The following is a 17,096-nucleotide window of genomic DNA, read 5'->3' on the forward strand; positions in this document are numbered from 1 at the left end:
GCCAACATGGCCGAAAGCAACGACGTCCGCACCACGCCCCTTGGCCTCTACGACCGCCACGACAGTGGCAGCGTCACTGGCATCGAGATGGCAGCCCTCGCGCTCAGCATCTTCTGGTTGCTGCTGGCAGGCGGATATTTTCTGTTTGCCGGCGCCGATGGCAGCGACGGCATCCGCTTCCTGTTGACGTTGATGACGCTGTTCTTGCCGGTTGCGATGATCTGGGTCGCAGCCACTGCTGCCCGTGCGTCCCGTGTGATGCGCGAGGAAAGCGCGCGGCTCCAGACAGCGATCGACGCGATACGGCATGCCTATGTTGCCCAGGCCCAGGCCCAGGCCGGCAAGCCCGACGCGCCGAGCCAGACCATCGCCAAAAAGCTCGACGACATCGCGGCGGCGCAGAAAAAGACCGAAACCGCGCTGGCGATGTTCACCTCCACCCGGGTGCCGCATCCCAATACCGCGCCCCAGCAGCCGACCTCGGTGGCGACCGGCAACGATCAGCCTGCCCTGGCACTGGGCACGCCCGCGGATGCCCTCAGCCCGCCGATCTCCAACGCCGATCTGATACGGGCGCTGAATTTTCCGGAAACCGCAGATGATCAGGCCGGGTTCGCGGCCCTGCGCCGCGCCCTGAAGGATCGCCCCTCCGCACAACTGGTGCAGGCGGCGCAGGACGTGCTGACCCTGCTCAGCCAGGACGGAATCTACATGGACGATCTGCGCCCGGACATGGCGCGCCCGGAAGTCTGGCGCAGTTTTGCCGCGGGCGAGCGTGGCCGCGCCATCGCCCCGCTTGGCGGCATCCGCGACCGCTCGAGCCTTGCACTGACAGCCGGCCGCATGAAGCAAGACCCGATTTTCCGCGACGCCGCGCACCACTTCCTGCGGTTGTACGACAAGAACTTTGCCCGATTCGAGCCCGGCGCCAGCGATGCCGACATCTCGGATTACGCCAACACCCGCACGTCGCGCGCCTTCATGCTGCTGGGGCGTGTCGCCGGGACCTTCGACTAGACCATCGGTCCGCGTCAGACCTGCCCCCTGCCGAACCTGCACACCCGCGCCTGCGTCGGGCACCGGGCTCGCGTCACGACAGGCGCCAGAAATCTGTGCGCGCGGCCCGCGCGCTCCGCGGGATCACCGGCGCTCAGATCCCGAAGGATCCGTACGGAATATAGCGCACCCTGTCGCCGGGCCGGATGTCCTGTGCGCCGTCGGCGATCTCGACCAGACCTTCGGCCCAGGACAACCCCGAGATCCGCCCCGAGCCTTCCGAGGCAAAAATCTCGACGGCGCCATGCCGCACGCGGGCGCGAAGATACTCGCGCCGGCCGGGTTTTTTCCGCTTTTCAAACGCCGCCGGCAGGTCGAACCCCTGCGGCTCCGACCAGCCGGCCCCGGACAGCAGCCCCATCGCCGGGCGTGCGAACACCAGTGCGCAGACCAGGGCCGCGACCGGGTTCCCCGGCAGTCCGAACACCGGCACGCCGTTCCACATCCCCAAGGCCAGAGGCCGACCCGGCTTGAGCGCGATTCGCCAGGCCTGCAGCGCTCCGGATTCGCGCAGCAGGGCCGAGACGTGATCCTCGTCACCGGCAGACGCGCCCCCCGACGTCAGGATCACATCTGCCTTGCGCGCTGCCCGGTCCAGCGTCCGCCGCAACGCCGCACGGTCGTCCGCCACCCTGCCCATGTCGACCGGGACATAGCCCCACCGCTCTGCCATCCGCAAAAGCATCGGCCGGTTGGCGTCGAAAATCTGTCCCGGGCCGGCAGCCGCACCCGCCTCGACCAACTCGTCCCCGGTGGACACAACCGCCACCCTCAGCGGTTCGAACACCGGCAGCATGCCGTGTCCGACCGCTGCCGCCAGCGCCAGATCAGCCGCGGTCAGGACCCGGCCCGCCGCCAGCGCCACGGCGCCGATACCGACATCCTCGCCGGCGCGCCGGGTGTTCGCGCCGGGCTTCAGCGGCCCGTGAAAGGCAATCATCCCCGCGCCGACCGTGACATCCTCATCCAGCACGACGGTATTCACACCGGTGGGCAGCTCCGCGCCGGTCAGCACCCGGATCGCGCTGCCCCTGGGCACCGTCCCGGCAAAGGGACGGCCCGCTGCGGACCGCCCTTCCAGCACCGGCAACCGCTGCGGCCCGGCACCGCAGGCCGCAGCGTCGAACCCCCAGCCGTCCACCGCCGTATTGGGTTGCGGCGGGTTCGAGCGACGCGCCAGGACGTCTGTCGCCAGCACCAGGCCGCCTGCCTGAAGTACCGGCACCTCGGTCCGCGCCGTCACCGGTCTCAGCCGCGCCTGCAACAGGCCAAGCGCCGTGTCCACCGGAGTCCAGTCGACACCGGCAGGCAGTGCAAAACAGTCGTTGCGCAACGGTGGCGGCTGCAGCGACTCGGCGGCGCGCTGCAGGGTCTGCTCGTGACCAAGCCCCAGAATCCAGCCCTCGGTCGCGGCCTCGGGGCCGACCTCCGCCAGCATCCTGGCCAGAACCTCCGGTGCCAGTTGCGCAAGTGCCTGTGACAGCAACCGGACCTGGTGCGCGTCGCGAATGCCGCCTCTGCCCTCGGCCCGCCGGACCACGTCGTTGATCAGACCGGGCCAGATTTCGGCGAGGACAACCGCAGCCTCGGGCGCCTCAAACGGCCACACCGAAATTCTGCTGCCAAACCGACTGCGCAACCGGTGCAGCACCGGCACCCCGGTCAGAACCTGCCCGCCCACCGCGCCGCGCCCGCCCAGCTGCCAGCAGGAAAACGCCCCCGCGGCCCGCTGTTCCGCGCGCCTCGTCTCGGGCAGGCCATGTCCGGTGCGGGTGTCGCGGCGCGGCAGCCCGGGCAGGTCCTTCCGGGTGCCGTTGAACCAGAACGGTCCGGTCCCGGGAAAGCGGTCGTTGATCTCTGCCGCCAGTTCAAAGCGGTTGTTGCTCTGCGGCGAATCCTTCAGGCGCTCGGCGATCCATGCCCAGACCGCGAACGGGTCGCGGCCGCCGGTCAGACGCTCCGCAAAACCTTCCGGATATGCGAACGGAAAATCGAACCCGATGAACAGCCGCTCCCCCGCCGCTTCTGCGGCCATGATCCGGGCCGAAAGCGCGTCTTCCGCGGCCATCCGGTTGCGCAGGTATTGCGGGGCCTTCCCCGCTTCGCCGATCCAGATCGCGTCTTTTCGCGCCCGCGGACCGGTGTCGTTTCCACCCGACCAGTCCACGACCAGAAACCGGTCGAAACCGCTCACAGCCCGACTTCCGCCAGAATGAAATCCGCAATCGCAGCGGTGTCGTCCAGGTCGAACACCCGCCGGTCGCTGTCCAGCGGCGTGTCGCTGGCGATGGCGCGGATGGTCGGGTCTCCGGGCGCGATCAGCGGCTGGCCGGTCACCGCGCGGTGTGCCTCGATCTTGGGATGGCGGTCGCGCTTGTAGCCCTCGATCAGCACCAGATCGACCGGCGCCAGCCGTCGCAGCAGATCGCCGAGCACCGGCTCCTGCAGGCCGCGCAGTTCGGTCATCAGCGCCACCCGGTTGCGCGAGGCCAGCAGCACTTCGCTGGCCCCCGCCACACGGTGGCGATGGCTGTCCTTGCCCGCATGGTCGACGTCAAAGCTGTGATGCGCGTGTTTCACCGTCGATACGGAAAAGCCACGGGACGTGATGTCCGCGACCAGTCGCTCCATCAGGCCGGTCTTGCCGGCATTTTTCCACCCGGTGACGCCATAGACCCTCATGTGATCAGGGCCTCGGCCCGGGCGAGATCCTGCGGGGTATTGACGTTGAAGAAAGGATCGAAACCCTCGGCGGGGAACAGCGCCTCGCGGGCCCCGTGCCGGTCTGTCCACATCACGACCTTGCGAATCCCGTCCGCCAGGGCATGGCGCAGATCGTCGCGCAGCGACACGGACCACAGGCCAAAGGTCGGATGCCGCAGCCGTCCACGCTGCGGATCCGGCGTGGCGGCCAGAACCAACGGCACTGCCATGCCTTCCGACGCCAGCAAGAGCCGGGGAACCAGATCACAGGGAAAGAACGGCGTGTCGGCCGCCATGGTGACGATGCTGTCCGCCCCCCGTTCGGCCGCCCAGTCCATGCCGGCCAGAACACCCGCCAGCGGGCCGGGAAAGCCGGTCACCGAATCCGGCAGCACCGGCAGATCAAAGGCGCGAAACCGACTGGGGTCGCCATTGGCATTCAACGCCAGCGCCGCCACCTGCGGCGCAGCGCGCGCGATCACATGTGCCAGCAGCGGTTGCCCGGCAAGATCCAGCAGGCCCTTGTCGCCACCGCCCATCCGACGGGCCTGCCCCCCGGCCAGAATGACACCCAGCGGCTGCTTCATTGCCGGACCGTGGCGGCCGGCGCCAAAGAAAATTGCGAATTTTCTTGGCAAATTTCTTCGCAAGAAATTTGGGTCCGGCTCATGATGTCGCTCCCTTGCGGCCGGACTTGCGTGCCTCGTCGGGCACCTGGTCCGGGTCGATGTCGCGCACGAGGCGATCCTCGCCGCTGAGACACACGAACCTTTTGCCGCGCATCCGGCCGATGCAGGTCAGCCCCACCTGCCGCGCGATTTCCACGCCCCAGGCGGTAAAGCCCGACCGTGATGCCAGCACAGGGATGCCCATCAGGGCCGTCTTGATCACCATTTCCGAAGTCAGCCGTCCGGTGGTGTAAAGGATCTTGTCGTCTGCGCCGACCTGGTTCTGGAACATCCAGCCTGCAATCTTGTCGACGGCATTATGGCGCCCGACATCCTCCATATAAACCAGCGGACGGTTCTGCTGGCACAGAACCGTGCCGTGGATGGCCCCGGCCTCGAGGTACAGCGACGGCGTGGTATTGATGCGGGCCGCCAGCGCATATAGCCACGAGGTGCGCAACTCGGTCTGCGGCAGTCGCACCTTGTCCAGTCCTTCCATCATATCGCCGAACACCGTGCCGACGGCACAGCCGCTGGTGCGGGTCTTCTTCTTGACCTTTTCCTCATAGGTGGTCCGGGACGCCGTGCGCACCACCACCACCTCGAGATCCGCGTCATAATCAATTCCTGTCACCCTGTCGCCGTCGTGCAGCATGCCCTGGTTGCGCAAAAATCCCACAGCAAGGTATTCCGGGTAGTCGCCAATCGTCATCGCTGTCACGATTTCCTGGGCATTCAGGAAGATCGTCAGCGGCCGCTCTTCAACCACGGACAGACTGACGGCGGCCCCGGTCTGGTCCGTGCCCAGCACCGTGCGGGTGAGGCGCGGCGCCGCCGGATCGGGGGCGATCAGATAATCGGAGGGTTCTGTCGGCAGCGGCAATTGCATCTTTCCCGGCGGTTGGTTAGGGCAGGGTTCATCAGGCGGATCAGGGACAGTCATGGCGGGTGCATCAGCAATGTCAAGCTACCGGCGGGGTCTGCGTGACGGCCTGCCCTTCCTGCTGATGGTATTCCCGTTCGGCATGCTGTGGGGCGTTGTCGCGACCGAGGCCGGTCTGACCCTGACCGAAACAGTGTCATTCAGCGTGGTGGTGATCGCCGGGGCAGCGCAGTTCACCGCCCTGCAGTTGATGAGCGAAAACGCCCCGACCGCGGTCGTGCTGGCCTCGGCGCTTGCGGTCAACCTGCGCATGGCGATGTACTCCGCCTCGCTCACTCCGCACCTTGGGCCCGCGCGGCTGTGGCAGCGGATGCTGATCTCGTATTTTCTGGTCGACCAGACCTACGCCGGCACGATCCTGGAATTCGAAAAACGCCCGCACCTGACCCTTGCGGAAAAGACCGCCTACTTCTTTGGCCTGGCCACACCGGTCTGCCCGCCATGGTATCTCACCACATTGCTGGGCGCCTGGCTGGGGGCGGCCATCCCGACGGAACTGGGGCTGGACTTTGCGGTGCCGATCGCCTTTCTGGCGATGATCGCACCGATGCTGCGCACCCCGGCCCACAAGGTCGCCGCGGTGACCGCAACCGTGCTGGCACTGGGATTTGCCTGGCTTCCCTATAATTTCGGACTGATTTTCGGCGGCGTTGGCGGCATGATGGCCGGGGCACGCGCAGAGCTCTACTTTGAAGCAAAGCGGGCGAGATGATCGACAGGACCACCCTCTGGATCGTGATCCTCGGCCTCGGCTTCGGCAGCTTCGCACTGCGCTTTGTGTTCCTGGGATTCATCGGCAACCGGCCGCTGCCGGACTGGTTGCTGCGCCACCTGCGCTATACGGCGGTGGCCGTCCTGCCTGCCCTGATCGCGCCCCTGGTCCTGTGGCCGACCGCCACCGACGGGCAACCAGACCTCACCCGTCTGCTGGCCGCGGCCGTCACCTTCGGTGTCGGCTATGCCAGCAAGAATGTCATTGCCGCGATGATTTCCGGTGCGCTTGTCATGATCGCCGGCGGCTACCTGCTCATCTGAGAGCTTCGCGCGCCTCGTCCTGCGCCAGCGAGAACTGCTCGATCGCGACACGCTTGTCGTCTTCGTCATCTTCGTAGAGTTCGCGTGTGCGCACCCCGGGCAGTTCGCCGAACTGTTTGCTCAGCGCCTTGGGAAAGAACGTCGGGCGCAGGCTCTCGAACCCGGGCAATTCCCGCAGCAGCGTCGAGGTGCTCTGCGTGCAATACATCTGCCCCACCGGGCCGCGCCGCTGTGCCAGTTGCAGCGCCTGCTCCGCCACCGCCGCCGACACTTCGATTTCCTGGATCACCACATGATAGGTGGTGCGGGCGTGCGCGCTCTCGTAGAACTTCTCGATCCGCGGCGTGATACCATAGAGCACATCCCGCACCTCGGGCACGGCGGAATGGCGCACCGATCCGGCGGGATCAAAGATCACCCGCTGCGAGGCGTTGATCATGATGCTGGAATGCGCCCCGGCGCCGGAACTGTTGGACACCATGGTGAACAGCGTGAGTTTCGGCGGACCGTCATGACGGTAAGCCGCGCGTGCCACCACATCCGGAGCGGCATCCGTCGTGGTGGTATCCGCCGCACATCCGGCAAGAACAAGCCCGGCCATCAAGGCCAGAGCACAGGTGCGCTGCCGCATCGCGGAACTCCCGGACATGATCGGCCCCAGGGGGCTCAGGCGTTGAAGATCGCCAGCAGGACCACCAGGAACAGGATGACAATGACCGACTTGGCCACAAAGCTCATGAACCCGTCAAAGGTCTGTTCCTGCGTCGTGATGTCCATGCTGCCGTGTTTGTGCTCTGCCATGTCTCTGTACCCTGAGTGATGTGTGCGTTTGCCGTTGGTTAGCGTATTTGATCTGCCCTGTCACGACGCTTGTCCTGCGCATTCTGACGCGGGGCGCCCGGTTCAGGCGGCATCCAGCGCCCGGGCCAACCGAAAGCCGATGCGCCGCGGCTCTGCGTCCGCCGGGCGTTTGGGCAGTGCGCGCAGCACGACGCTCAACTGCGTCACATGCTGAATCAGCTGCATCTTGGCACCGGTTTCATCGGCGCCATAAAACGTCACGATGTCCGGGTCAAAGTACCCCATCCCCTCGATCCGCAACACGCCGGCGTCGCTGCCTGCGAACCCCATCGCGACTTGATGCTCATTGTCCAGCTTTTCCTCGAACGCCTGAATATAGAGAATCAGCCGCTCATAGGCCCATTCCGCCGGACTCTTGGACTGCACCGGCTTGCGCGTCACGGCGTCCGGCAACGGCGCGTCCGACGCCTGCTCCTCGGCATGTACCTCGAACCGGCGCGGCATGGCATCGGCTTCGTACACTTCGGCGGTGGTGCTGATGTCGTTGTCCATGGCGTCGCTCACAACGGCAATGCCGTTGTCTCCTTGATTTCTTCCATAACAAAGCTTGCGGATATGTCCGACAGGGCGACCTGCGCGATCACCCGTTTGTAAAACCGGTCGTAGGCAGGCACATCGGCGACCCGAACGCGCAGCAGATAGTCGAGATCGCCGGTCATGCGATACGCGCCCATCACCTCCGGCATGCCGCGGATCACCTTTTGAAACGCCTCCATCCAGCCGGTGTCATGCGCCGAGGTGCGCACAAGCACCATGACTTCCAGCGGACAGCCCACCGCTGCGGCATCGGCCAGAACCACGCGCCCCCGGATCACGCCAGAGTTTTCCATCTGGCGGATGCGCCGCCAGCAGGCATTGCGCGACAGGTTCACCCGCTCGGAAATCTCATCCGCACTCAGACTGGCATCCTGCTGCAGCAGGCCCAGAATGCGTCGATCCATATCATCAAGTCTGGCGCTCATGTTGGGATAGTATCCCAACCATGCAGCCAGACAAGCGACACTTTGGGATCTTCTCTTGCGCCGACTGTGGCAATCTCCCCCCGAAGAAAAAGGAGTTCTGATATGCCAAGCCTCACTGCCCCGCTCGACCGGCTGTTCCGCGACCACCCGGCGCGGGTGAACGAAACCTACGCCACACATATGCGCTTTGCGCTGGGGTTTTCCTTCTGGCTTGCACTGGCAGCCGGCGCCGCTTTGGTGCACGCGCTGGTTCCGGCCCTGTGCGAAACTACGGCCAGCCGGATCCTGCGCCGCCTGCACGACCGTATCAGCAACCGCCATACCGGCTGACCGGTGCCCCGAGCCGCACCGCCGCCGCCAGATCCGGCTTCTCGGTTTCTCCGCAGCGGAAATATCCCGGGGGAGACCGCCAGGCGGCGGACGGGGGCAGTGCCCGCGAATTTCCCCTCAGAGTGCCTGGAACACCCAGGCGCCATCGTCGCGCAACGCGCGGCTTGCGCGGCCCGCGTGCCACAGGTGCAGGCAATGGGCCATCGCCTCGACCAGTGCCAGCCCATATTCGGCTTCGCCGATCCGGCGCTTGAATAGCGGCGCAAAGCAGTCCCCCGCCGCCATCGGTGTCGCGAGATGGGTCTCGAGCCGCGCCAGCGCGCCATGGTGGTTGTCGATCAGCTGCCGCATGCGCAGCGGCAGCCCGGTGAAGGGCAGCTTGTGCCCCCCGAGCACCAGCAGCTCCGGCCGTGACAGAGTTGCCAGTCGCTCGCACGCTTCCAGCCAGTCCGCCACCGGATCTGCCCCGGGCTCGGTCGCATAGACACCGATATTCGGGCTGATCGACGGCAGGATCTGATCGCCGCCAAGCACAAGATTGTCGTCGCGCGACCACAGCGTCGCATGTTCGGGCGCATGGCCGTTGCCGATATGCACGTCCCAGTCGCGCCCGCCGATGCGGATGCAGTCCCCCTGCCCGATCCGCGAATACCCCAACGGCATCGGAAACACCACGTCGGCAAAATTGAACGGCCGTTCAGCCGCGCGTTTTGCCAGGATTTCGGGGGCCATGCCGCAGCCGCGCCAGTAGGCCAGCGTCTCTGCGGCAGGAAGGTCCTGCACATCCAGTGTCAGCATCCGGGCGAACAACCAGGCGGTGCGGGTGGTCACCAGCTCGGCGCCGCGCTGCTGGAACCAGCCGGCCATGCCGATGTGATCGGGGTGGTGATGGGTGACCAGCACCCGGTTGACGGGCCGCCCCTGCAACGGTCCCGCCAGCAGCGAGGTCCAAAGGGCCTCCATCCGCCGCGAGTGGAAGCCGGTGTCGACCAGTGTCCAGCCGTCGCCATCATCCAGCGCATAGACATTGACGTGGTCCAGCTTCATCGGCAGCGGCAGGCGCATCCAAAGCACTCCGGGCGCCACCTCGATGGCTTCGCCCGTACCCGGGGCATCCGCCCAGGGGTAGTGGATGTGGGCTGCCGCGCCGTCCATCATGCCGCCAGATCGCCGGGGGTGAGCGCATAGAGATCCTCGGCGCCCGCGCGGGCGTGGACCAGCAGGCTCTGATGTTCGGGCAGCAGGCGCAGGATGTAGAACCGCGCCAGCCGGGCGCGCGCGCTTTCGGGATCCGCCACTGCCGCGCGCAGGTGGTAATAGCCCCCCAGCACGCGGGCAAAGGCCCGCAGAAAAGGCACTGCGCCGGCAAAGCGGGCATTCATGTCGCCCTGCGTCACCAGCCACTCGACACTTTCGCGCAGCGTCTCGGCGGCATTCCAGACCGGCATCGCCAGATCCGGCAGCCGCGCCTTCGCCGCTTCGGCGGCTTCCTCGATCTCGTCCAGCAGGCCAAAGGCCGCCTCGCCGCCGTCCATCATCTTGCGCGCCACAAGGTCCATCGACTGAATGCCGTTGGTGCCCTCGTAGATCGCCGTGACGCGGACATCGCGGGAAAACTGCGCCGCGCCGGTTTCCTCGATGAAGCCCATGCCGCCATGCACCTGCACCCCCATGTCGGAAACAGCAATGCCGGTGTCGGTGCCAAACGCCTTGGTGATCGGTGTCAGCAGCGCCGCCCGTGCGGCCCAGTCGGCCGCCCCGGTGGCACGCGCCATGTCGATGGCCACGCCGCAGGACAGGGCGATGGCCCGGGCGGCAAAGATCTCGGCCTTCATGGTGGCCAGCATCCGGCGCACGTCGGCATGATCGACAATCGCGCCGCCTGCCCCCTCGACCAGGGTCTTGCCCTGCCTGCGTTCGGTGGCATAGGCCAGCGCGTGCTGGTAGGCGCCTTCGGCGACGCCGATGCCCTGCCCGCCCACACCCAGACGCGCGTTGTTCATCATGGTGAACATGCACTTCATGCCGCCATGTTCGGGACCGATCAGCCAGCCGGTCGCGCCGCTGTATTCCATCACCGCGGTGGGCGAGCCGTGCAGGCCCATCTTGTGTTCCAGACTCACCACCCGCAGGTCATTGGCCTGACCGGGCGCACCGCTGTCGTCCGGCAGGTACTTGGGCACCAGAAACAGCGAGATCCCCTTGGTCCCTTCCGCCGCCCCCGGCAGACGCGCCAGCACCAGATGGCAGATGTTGCCGGTAAAATCGTTGTCGCCCCAGGAGATATAGATCTTCTGCCCGGTGATGCTGTAGGAGCCGTCGCCATTGGGCTCGGCCTTTGTGCGCAGGGCGCCCACGTCCGACCCGGCCTGCGGTTCGGTCAGGTTCATCGTGCCGGACCATTCGCCGGTGATCAGCTTTGGCAGATAGAGCGCCTTGAGCGCATCGCTGGCGTGATGTTCCAGCGCCTCGATCTGGCCCTGCGTCATCAGCGGGTTGAGCTGCAGTGACAGGCAGGCGGCGGACATCATCTCGTTCACCGCGGTGGTCACCGCCATCGGCAAGCCCATGCCGCCATGATCGGGATCGGCCGCAATCGCCACCCAGCCGCCATCGGCAATGGCACGATACCCCTCGGCAAACCCGGGCGAAGTGCGCACAACGCCGTTTTCCAGCCTGGCGGGGTGCAGATCGCCGCTGCGCTGCAACGGCGCGAGCACCTCTTCGCTCATCTTGCCGGCCTCGGTCAGGATGGCTTCGACCACGTCGGGGGTCGCTTCAGAGAATCTTGGTGTATCCGTGACCTGCTGCAGGTCGACTACGTGATCGAACAGAAACCGGTAGTCAGAAATGGGGGCGCGATATGGCATGAATGTCTCCAATCCGTCTGGCTTGGCAATAGCGCGGGCACCGTGCATTCGGAACCCCGACTTGTGGGCAGGATTATCCCGCTGTGCTCTGGCATCAACCGGAACGCGGCGTCACGGCCTGCGCACTCGCCACATCAGGCGCGCCCCCCCTCGGAAGACAGCGCCAGAGGCGAAACCCCGATGGATTTCAGCGCCGCCTCCCACTTGTCGCCATCGTCGACCCCGAACACCAGGTCCGGAGTGGCGTCGCAGATCAGCCAGCCATTCGCCGCCAGTTCGCCCTCGAGCTGCCCCGGCCCCCAACCGGCGTACCCCAGCAGCATCAGCCGGGTGTCGGGCCCGGTGCCCTGACCGATGCTTTCCAGAATGTCGAGCGTGGCGGTCATGTGAAACCAGTCATCGACCTCGAGCGTGGCCACCACCGATTCGTAGTCCGGTGAATGCAGGACAAACCCGCGCGACATTTCCACCGGTCCGCCGTAATGCACCTGCTGCCCCTCGACATCCGCCACAACCTCTATGGACAGCTGTTCCAACAGCATCCGCAGACTGACATCGGCTGTCGGCTTGTTGACGATCAGGCCCATCGCGCCGTCGTCGGAATGCGCGCACATGAAGATCACCGCCTGATCAAAGCGCGGATCCCCCATGCCGGGCATGGCAATCAACATCTTGCCAGTCAGTCCGGTCGCATCAAGCTGTGCCATTGTGTTGCCTTGCTGCCAGTTCCTCAGACCCAACATGTACCCGCACCCCGGGGGGTGCAAGGGTGCGCGCATCCGGTCACACACGCGAGTATCGCCGGAACGTGACTTTTCATTTCAGTACAAACTTGCCATTCCCAACCCATGAAATATGTCCTTGCAGCGCTGCTTTGCGTCCTTTCCCTGTCCTCGGCCGCGCGGGCGCAGGACACCGGCCCCATCGTCAGGGCCGAGCTTCGCCCCGGTTGGCGGCAGGCGGACGGCAGCCATATGGCGGCACTGCACCTGACGCTCGCCCCGGGCTGGAAGACCTACTGGCGAAGCCCGGGCGACGCCGGGATTCCCCCCGAATTCCACTGGCAGGGATCGGAAAACGTCGCCGCCGTCGGGGTGATCTGGCCGACGCCCAAGGTGTTTTATCAAAGCGGCATGCGCTCGATCGGTTACGTTGGTGAAATGGTGTTGCCGTTGCGCGTGACCGGCCGGACCGCCGGTCAGAGCATGCGGTTGCAGGGCACCATTGATCTGGGTGTGTGCAGCGACATCTGCGTGCCGCAGTCTGTTGACGTCGGTGTCGTGCTGCCCTCAGAGGCCACGACCCGCGACCCGCTGATCGCCGGTGCATTGGCCGACGTGCCGTTTTCGCGGAGCGAAGCCGGTGTGAAATCGGTGCGCTGCACGGTCGGCGTGGATTCCCGTGGCATGACGCTGCGCACCGACATCGACCTGCCGACCGGCAAGAGCACGGAGACCACGGTGATCGAGACCGCGAATCCGCTGGTCTGGGTGGCGGAACCGAAGACGCACCGGGCCGAAAACGGCCACCTCATCAGCGAAACCAGGCTGAGCCATGTCGAAGGCAGCGCCTTTGCGCTGGACCGCTCCGGCGTGCGGATCACAGTGCTGCGCAAGGGCCATTCGGTCGATATACTTGGCTGCGACAACTGAACCGCCCCTGATTCCAGCGAAAACGTGAACGCATGGGGCCGTGCAATGCGGGTCGTTGTCCGGTAGTGTACATGCTTCGCGTGGCAGAAGGTGCCGTAGAATGCGATTTGACCCGGTCCTTGCAGATATCCGTTTCGGCTGCGGCCTGTCGCCCGGCATTCCGCCTGCGACCCATGCCAAGGTGATGCTGGCGACACTGGATGGCCCCGACATGGCCGCGCAGCAGTTTCCGATCCCGCAGTTCAGCGACATCCTGACCCGGATGGAAGCCCGGCAGGCCCTGCGCAAGGCGCGCCGCGATGTGCGCGGCACCCCGGAAGGCGACGCCCTGGCCAAAGACATCCGGCAACTCGACAAGCAGGGACGCGCAGATCAGCTCACATGGTTCGGCCATCACCTGATGCGGCGGACCTGGACTCGCCAGCCGCTGCGCGAACGGCTGGCCTCCTTCTGGGCCGACCACTTCACGGCCGCAGGAAAGGCCGGCGTGATCAAGCGCGGCGGATCTCCCTACGTGGAAAGCGCGCTGCGCCCCCATATCTCGGGTCTGTTCGAGGACTTGCTGATTGCGGCAGTCCAGCACCCGCTGATGCTGCATTATCTGGATCAGGCCAATTCTGTCGGCCCCGACAGCAGTTTTGCCAGAAAGAAGGTCCAGAAGGGGTTTGGCCTGAACGAGAACCTCGCGCGCGAAGTTCTGGAACTGCACACGCTGGGGGCTGGCGGCCCCTATACGCAGGATGATGTGCGCGAACTGGCCGAACTTTTCACCGGCATGACCGTCAACACCCGCAAAGGCTTTGTGTTCCGCAAGGATTTCGCCCAGCCGGGCGCCGAGACCGTTCTGAATCGCAGTTATGGTGGGACGCGCGCCACCTTGCGTGACGTGCAGGATGTGTTGCGAGATCTGGCCCGGCATCCCGCCACAGCGCGCAACATCGCACGCAAACTTGCGGTGCATTTTGTCTCCGACGCTCCTGACCCCGGACTGATTGCCGCGCTCGAGGCGCGCTATCTCGAGACCGCAGGAAACCTGCGCGCGGTCTACGCGGCTCTGCTCGACCATCCGGCAAGCTGGTCGGACGACGGCGCAAACGTCAAACGGCCGATGGATTTCATCGGGTCGGCCCTGCGGGCGCTGGCGGTGCCGCCGGAACGGTTGCTCAAGCTCAAGCTGGCGGGAGTGAGCAGACATCTGTTGCAACCGCTGGGGCAGATGGGACAGATCTGGGAACAGCCCGACGGCCCGGACGGTCTGCCCGAAGAGGATGGCAACTGGATCACGCCACAGTCGCTGGCGGCGCGTCTGCAATGGGCCGTGACGGTGCCGCAGCTGCTGCGTCCCGACCTGCCGGATCCGCGGGAGTTCGTGCGCACCGCGCTTGGCGACCGCGCCACCCCCGCAGTGCGTTTTGTTGCCGAAGCCGCCGAGAGCCGCTGGGACGGCGTCGGCCTTGTCCTTGCGTCACCCGCCTTTCAGAGGATGTGATCCGATGTTCAGCCGCCGTGCCTTTCTGTCCCGCTCCGCCCTGATTGGCTGTTCGCTCGCAGCCAGCCCGCTGGTGACCCCGATCAGTTTTGCCGCCACTCCGGGTGAAAACCGGCTGGTGGTGATCATCCTGCGCGGCGGGATGGACGGACTGGACGTGGTGCAGCCCTATGGCGATCCCGACTTTGCCCGGCTGCGCGGCGCGCCCGGCGTGGCAGACCCGGATGGCCCGGTGGATCTTGACGGATTTTATGCGCTGCACCCGGCCCTGCGCCCGCTGCTGCCACTGTGGCAGCAGGGCCAGCTGGGATTCGTTCAGGCGGTGTCGACGCCCTATCGTGACAAGCGCAGCCATTTCGACGGGCAGGATCTGCTTGAGGCGGGGATCACCGACCTGTCCCGCGGATTGAGCCGGGATGGCTGGCTGAACCGGTTGCTTCAGCATGTTCCGGGGGCCGGGGCCGAAACCGCCTATGCCATCGGGCGGGACTCCATGGCCATTCTCAACGGTCCGGCGCCGGTGTCGGGCTGGTCTCCGGATGCCGACCTCGCGCTGAGCCCACAGGCCATGCGGCTGGCGGCTCTGGTGATGAAGGATGACCCGCTGTTCGAAACCGCGATGGCGCGGGCCTTCGCCCTGGCCGACAGCGACGGGGATCCGGTGGCCATCGACGGCGGCACCGACGAAATGATGTCGATGATCGAATCCGACCGCAAGGCGTCACGCGGGGCGGGTGCCGAAAGCCGGATCGCGAGATTCGCTGCCGAGCGTTTGCGGGCCGATACCCGCATCGCGTCGTTTTCGATCAATGGCTGGGACACACACGAGGCACAGGCGAGACCGCTGGGTCGTGCCCTGGCGCGGTTGTCCGACACCATTCTGGCCCTGCGCGACGCACTGGGCGCACCTGTCTGGGGCAAGACCACCGTGGTAGCCATGACGGAATTCGGGCGCACCGTGCGGTTGAACGGCACACGCGGGACCGACCATGGCACCGGCGGACTGATGATCCTTGCTGGCGGCGCGGTGCGCGGCGGGCGTGTCTTTGGCGACTGGCCGGGCCTGACCGAAGCGGCGCTGTATCAGGGCCGCGATCTGATGCCGACCCGGGATGTACGCGCCCATGCCGGCTGGTTGCTGCACGGCCTGTTCGGGCTGGAGCGGTCGCTGGTCGAACGGGTGGTTTTCCCCGGCGTGGACCTTGGCGCCGATCCGGGGCTGCTGCTGTAGCGCGGCTCAGATCGCGATGCGGGCGCTCAGCCGTTCCTGCACCAGTCCGGCCACCCGGGCAAGAGTTGCCCCGACGGGCAGGCCCTGGGTGCGCGAGCGCACCAGTTCCTGTGCCGCCGAACAGAGCGGCCCGTCCCCGGCGATCTGCGCCACGCCTGTCAGGAAGGCGGCCACGTAATCCAGCGCCTTGTCGTCAGCATCGCCGCCAAGGATGTCAGCGGCATGCGCCATGTCGTCGCGGTAGGCGATGGGATCGGGGCTGATCGGTTCGGTCTGTACCGCGCGCAGCCCCTGCGGACGACGCTCGGGCGGAAGGCGGGCGAGGATCACGTTCTGGAACTGGCTCAGGTTGGCCACCGGCTTGGCCAGAAAATCGTCAGCCCCCGCCGCCATGGCCTCGGGTTCGGAACAGTCATCGCCACTGGTGCCGAGGATCACCGACACACGCGGTGCGCAAACCGCAAGTTCGGCGATCAGATCCGCGCCGGAGCCGTCCGGCAGCCCCAAATCGATGATGATCACCGTGGGGCGGTACACCTGAAGATGGCGGCGCGCCGACCGCAGGCAATCCGCCCGCCGGATCCGCGCCCCGCTGCGCAGACACATCAGCCGGATCGCCTCACAGGCATAGCGGCTGTCTTCGACGACAAGAACGGTCAGTCCCAGCAAGGGGCGCGATGCGGTTGGCGTACAGAGCCGATCAAAGTGTTCGATATCACCCATGTCGGCCTCCTGGCAGTGTCACGGACGAGCATCGCGCAGCATACCTAACAGCGCGTTAATGACGCCGGAGATCTTGCAGCCACGCCGCCTCGCGGGCCATAAGCCGTAAACAGCTGTTTGGAAGGAACTTGAGATGATCGGTCGCCTGAACCACGTTGCCATCGCCGTGCCGGATCTGACTGCCGCCGCGAATCAGTACCGCGACGCCCTGGGAGCAAAGGTCGGTGCACCACAGGACGAACCCGAACACGGGGTCACCGTGATCTTCATCGAACTGCCCAACACAAAGATCGAACTGCTGTATCCGCTGGGCGACGACAGCCCGATCAATGGCTTTCTCGAAAAGAATCCGGCAGGCGGCATCCACCATATCTGCTATGAAGTCGACGATATCCTTGCTGCGCGCGACCATCTGAAATCTACTGGTGCGCGGGTGCTTGGCAGCGGCGAGCCGAAGATCGGAGCCCACGGCAAGCCGGTTCTGTTCCTGCACCCCAAGGATTTCAACGGCTGCCTGGTCGAACTGGAACAGGTCTGAAATCCGGGCTAGGTTAACGCAAAACATGAAAGGGT

At 65.8% G+C, this 17,096-nt stretch carries 20 protein-coding genes; 8 read left to right on the forward strand and 12 right to left on the reverse strand.

Annotation, left to right across the window (positions count from 1 at the left end):
- Positions 1 to 6: 6 nt before the first annotated feature.
- The gene (locus FOY53_RS05480) at positions 7 to 1,017 is read left to right on the forward strand and encodes a hypothetical protein (RefSeq protein WP_146586525.1); all 1,011 of its coding nucleotides are present in this window, start codon (positions 7 to 9) and stop codon (positions 1,015 to 1,017) included.
- Positions 1,018 to 1,150: 133 nt separating this feature from the next.
- Here the strand turns inward: FOY53_RS05480 and FOY53_RS05485 are convergent, their stop codons facing one another.
- The 4 genes from FOY53_RS05485 to FOY53_RS05500 form a co-directional block, all read right to left on the reverse strand.
- Positions 1,151 to 3,250, reverse strand: coding sequence for a molybdopterin-binding protein (locus FOY53_RS05485; protein ID WP_146586527.1), 2,100 nt, complete (start codon positions 3,248 to 3,250; stop codon positions 1,151 to 1,153).
- The gene (gene mobB / locus FOY53_RS05490) at positions 3,247 to 3,738 is read right to left on the reverse strand and encodes a molybdopterin-guanine dinucleotide biosynthesis protein B (RefSeq protein WP_146586529.1); all 492 of its coding nucleotides are present in this window, start codon (positions 3,736 to 3,738) and stop codon (positions 3,247 to 3,249) included. Before mobB ends, FOY53_RS05485 begins: the two co-directional genes overlap by 4 nt.
- On the reverse strand, positions 3,735 to 4,346 hold the full coding sequence (mobA, locus tag FOY53_RS05495; RefSeq protein ID WP_146586531.1) for a molybdenum cofactor guanylyltransferase MobA: 612 nt from the start codon (positions 4,344 to 4,346) through the stop codon (positions 3,735 to 3,737). Before mobA ends, mobB begins: the two co-directional genes overlap by 4 nt.
- 79 nt (positions 4,347 to 4,425) lie before the next feature.
- A complete protein-coding gene (locus FOY53_RS05500; protein ID WP_146586533.1) occupies positions 4,426 to 5,316 on the reverse strand; it encodes a formate dehydrogenase accessory sulfurtransferase FdhD in 891 nt (296 codons plus the stop codon).
- Positions 5,317 to 5,368: 52 nt separating this feature from the next.
- Between FOY53_RS05500 and FOY53_RS05505 the strand changes: the two genes are divergently transcribed.
- Together FOY53_RS05505 and FOY53_RS05510 are read left to right on the forward strand one after the other, a co-directional pair.
- Complete coding sequence (locus FOY53_RS05505; RefSeq protein ID WP_146586535.1) at positions 5,369 to 6,082, forward strand: AzlC family ABC transporter permease; 714 nt, start codon at positions 5,369 to 5,371, stop codon at positions 6,080 to 6,082.
- The gene (locus FOY53_RS05510; RefSeq protein WP_146586537.1) at positions 6,079 to 6,405 is read left to right on the forward strand and encodes an AzlD domain-containing protein; all 327 of its coding nucleotides are present in this window, start codon (positions 6,079 to 6,081) and stop codon (positions 6,403 to 6,405) included. Before FOY53_RS05505 ends, FOY53_RS05510 begins: the two co-directional genes overlap by 4 nt.
- On the opposite strand, the gene FOY53_RS05515 is transcribed toward FOY53_RS05510, so the two are convergent.
- The 4 genes from FOY53_RS05515 to FOY53_RS05530 form a co-directional block, all read right to left on the reverse strand.
- On the reverse strand, positions 6,398 to 7,054 hold the full coding sequence (locus tag FOY53_RS05515; RefSeq protein WP_246107289.1) for a hypothetical protein: 657 nt from the start codon (positions 7,052 to 7,054) through the stop codon (positions 6,398 to 6,400). The two genes, FOY53_RS05510 and FOY53_RS05515, sit on opposite strands and share 8 nt — an antisense overlap.
- Positions 7,055 to 7,071: 17 nt before the next feature.
- On the reverse strand, positions 7,072 to 7,206 hold the full coding sequence (locus tag FOY53_RS05520; protein WP_146586539.1) for an aa3-type cytochrome c oxidase subunit IV: 135 nt from the start codon (positions 7,204 to 7,206) through the stop codon (positions 7,072 to 7,074).
- A 102-nt stretch (positions 7,207 to 7,308) separates the two neighbouring features.
- Positions 7,309 to 7,758, reverse strand: a complete 450-nt coding sequence (locus FOY53_RS05525; protein ID WP_146586676.1) for a DUF6173 family protein — start codon at positions 7,756 to 7,758, stop codon at positions 7,309 to 7,311.
- 8 nt (positions 7,759 to 7,766) lie between these two features.
- Entirely contained in the window at positions 7,767 to 8,228 is a 462-nt protein-coding gene (locus FOY53_RS05530) for an Lrp/AsnC family transcriptional regulator (RefSeq protein WP_146586541.1), read from the reverse strand.
- A gap of 102 nt (positions 8,229 to 8,330) precedes the next feature.
- Here FOY53_RS05530 and FOY53_RS05535 point away from each other — a divergent pair, with 102 nt between their 5' ends.
- A complete protein-coding gene (locus FOY53_RS05535) occupies positions 8,331 to 8,558 on the forward strand; it encodes a DUF6356 family protein (protein WP_146586544.1) in 228 nt (75 codons plus the stop codon).
- A gap of 117 nt (positions 8,559 to 8,675) precedes the next feature.
- Here the strand turns inward: FOY53_RS05535 and FOY53_RS05540 are convergent, their stop codons facing one another.
- The 3 genes from FOY53_RS05540 to FOY53_RS05550 form a co-directional block, all read right to left on the reverse strand.
- Entirely contained in the window at positions 8,676 to 9,716 is a 1,041-nt protein-coding gene (locus FOY53_RS05540; RefSeq protein ID WP_146586546.1) for an MBL fold metallo-hydrolase, read from the reverse strand.
- The gene (locus FOY53_RS05545; RefSeq protein WP_146586547.1) at positions 9,713 to 11,428 is read right to left on the reverse strand and encodes an acyl-CoA dehydrogenase; all 1,716 of its coding nucleotides are present in this window, start codon (positions 11,426 to 11,428) and stop codon (positions 9,713 to 9,715) included. The genes FOY53_RS05540 and FOY53_RS05545 overlap by 4 nt, the downstream gene beginning before the upstream one ends.
- A 134-nt stretch (positions 11,429 to 11,562) precedes the next feature.
- Positions 11,563 to 12,135: a YqgE/AlgH family protein gene (locus tag FOY53_RS05550; protein ID WP_146586549.1), complete on the reverse strand. Its 573-nt coding sequence runs from the start codon at positions 12,133 to 12,135 to the stop codon at positions 11,563 to 11,565.
- A gap of 141 nt (positions 12,136 to 12,276) precedes the next feature.
- Between FOY53_RS05550 and FOY53_RS05555 the strand changes: the two genes are divergently transcribed.
- The 3 genes from FOY53_RS05555 to FOY53_RS05565 all read left to right on the forward strand — a co-directional run bounded on the left by FOY53_RS05555 (position 12,277) and on the right by FOY53_RS05565 (position 15,800).
- Entirely contained in the window at positions 12,277 to 13,080 is an 804-nt protein-coding gene (locus FOY53_RS05555; RefSeq protein WP_146586551.1) for a protein-disulfide reductase DsbD domain-containing protein, read from the forward strand.
- Between the two features lie 100 nt (positions 13,081 to 13,180).
- Positions 13,181 to 14,569, forward strand: a complete 1,389-nt coding sequence (locus FOY53_RS05560) for a DUF1800 domain-containing protein (protein ID WP_146586553.1) — start codon at positions 13,181 to 13,183, stop codon at positions 14,567 to 14,569.
- A gap of 4 nt (positions 14,570 to 14,573) precedes the next feature.
- Positions 14,574 to 15,800, forward strand: coding sequence for a DUF1501 domain-containing protein (locus tag FOY53_RS05565; RefSeq protein ID WP_146586556.1), 1,227 nt, complete (start codon positions 14,574 to 14,576; stop codon positions 15,798 to 15,800).
- Between the two features lie 6 nt (positions 15,801 to 15,806).
- On the opposite strand, the gene FOY53_RS05570 is transcribed toward FOY53_RS05565, so the two are convergent.
- Positions 15,807 to 16,523, reverse strand: coding sequence for a response regulator (locus tag FOY53_RS05570; RefSeq protein WP_146586558.1), 717 nt, complete (start codon positions 16,521 to 16,523; stop codon positions 15,807 to 15,809).
- Between the two features lie 133 nt (positions 16,524 to 16,656).
- Here FOY53_RS05570 and mce point away from each other — a divergent pair, with 133 nt between their 5' ends.
- Positions 16,657 to 17,061 (forward strand): methylmalonyl-CoA epimerase, encoded by a 405-nt coding sequence (mce, locus tag FOY53_RS05575; RefSeq protein WP_146586560.1) that lies wholly within the window; start codon positions 16,657 to 16,659, stop codon positions 17,059 to 17,061.
- Positions 17,062 to 17,096: the final 35 nt, after the last annotated feature.

This window comes from Puniceibacterium confluentis (genome assembly GCF_007923445.1).
GTDB classification, from domain to species: Bacteria; Pseudomonadota; Alphaproteobacteria; order Rhodobacterales; family Rhodobacteraceae; genus Puniceibacterium; species Puniceibacterium confluentis.

Excerpts from the sequence above, each read along its gene's own strand:
- FOY53_RS05510 (WP_146586537.1), top strand. The coding sequence starts at position 6,079 with ATGATCGACAGGACCACCCTCTGGATCGTGATCCTCGGCCTCGGCTTC.
- FOY53_RS05555 (WP_146586551.1), top strand. The coding sequence starts at position 12,277 with ATGAAATATGTCCTTGCAGCGCTGCTTTGCGTCCTTTCCCTGTCCTCG.
- FOY53_RS05480 (WP_146586525.1), top strand. The coding sequence starts at position 7 with ATGGCCGAAAGCAACGACGTCCGCACCACGCCCCTTGGCCTCTACGAC.
- FOY53_RS05500 (WP_146586533.1), bottom strand. The coding sequence starts at position 5,316 with ATGCAATTGCCGCTGCCGACAGAACCCTCCGATTATCTGATCGCCCCC.
- FOY53_RS05570 (WP_146586558.1), bottom strand. The coding sequence starts at position 16,523 with ATGGGTGATATCGAACACTTTGATCGGCTCTGTACGCCAACCGCATCG.
- FOY53_RS05535 (WP_146586544.1), top strand. The coding sequence starts at position 8,331 with ATGCCAAGCCTCACTGCCCCGCTCGACCGGCTGTTCCGCGACCACCCG.
- FOY53_RS05505 (WP_146586535.1), top strand. The coding sequence starts at position 5,369 with ATGGCGGGTGCATCAGCAATGTCAAGCTACCGGCGGGGTCTGCGTGAC.
- mce (WP_146586560.1), top strand. The coding sequence starts at position 16,657 with ATGATCGGTCGCCTGAACCACGTTGCCATCGCCGTGCCGGATCTGACT.
- FOY53_RS05545 (WP_146586547.1), bottom strand. The coding sequence starts at position 11,428 with ATGCCATATCGCGCCCCCATTTCTGACTACCGGTTTCTGTTCGATCAC.
- FOY53_RS05515 (WP_246107289.1), bottom strand. The coding sequence starts at position 7,054 with ATGTCCGGGAGTTCCGCGATGCGGCAGCGCACCTGTGCTCTGGCCTTG.
- mobA (WP_146586531.1), bottom strand. The coding sequence starts at position 4,346 with ATGAAGCAGCCGCTGGGTGTCATTCTGGCCGGGGGGCAGGCCCGTCGG.
- FOY53_RS05525 (WP_146586676.1), bottom strand. The coding sequence starts at position 7,758 with ATGGACAACGACATCAGCACCACCGCCGAAGTGTACGAAGCCGATGCC.
- FOY53_RS05565 (WP_146586556.1), top strand. The coding sequence starts at position 14,574 with ATGTTCAGCCGCCGTGCCTTTCTGTCCCGCTCCGCCCTGATTGGCTGT.
- FOY53_RS05520 (WP_146586539.1), bottom strand. The coding sequence starts at position 7,206 with ATGGCAGAGCACAAACACGGCAGCATGGACATCACGACGCAGGAACAG.
- FOY53_RS05560 (WP_146586553.1), top strand. The coding sequence starts at position 13,181 with ATGCGATTTGACCCGGTCCTTGCAGATATCCGTTTCGGCTGCGGCCTG.
- mobB (WP_146586529.1), bottom strand. The coding sequence starts at position 3,738 with ATGAGGGTCTATGGCGTCACCGGGTGGAAAAATGCCGGCAAGACCGGC.
- FOY53_RS05550 (WP_146586549.1), bottom strand. The coding sequence starts at position 12,135 with ATGGCACAGCTTGATGCGACCGGACTGACTGGCAAGATGTTGATTGCC.
- FOY53_RS05530 (WP_146586541.1), bottom strand. The coding sequence starts at position 8,228 with ATGAGCGCCAGACTTGATGATATGGATCGACGCATTCTGGGCCTGCTG.
- FOY53_RS05540 (WP_146586546.1), bottom strand. The coding sequence starts at position 9,716 with ATGATGGACGGCGCGGCAGCCCACATCCACTACCCCTGGGCGGATGCC.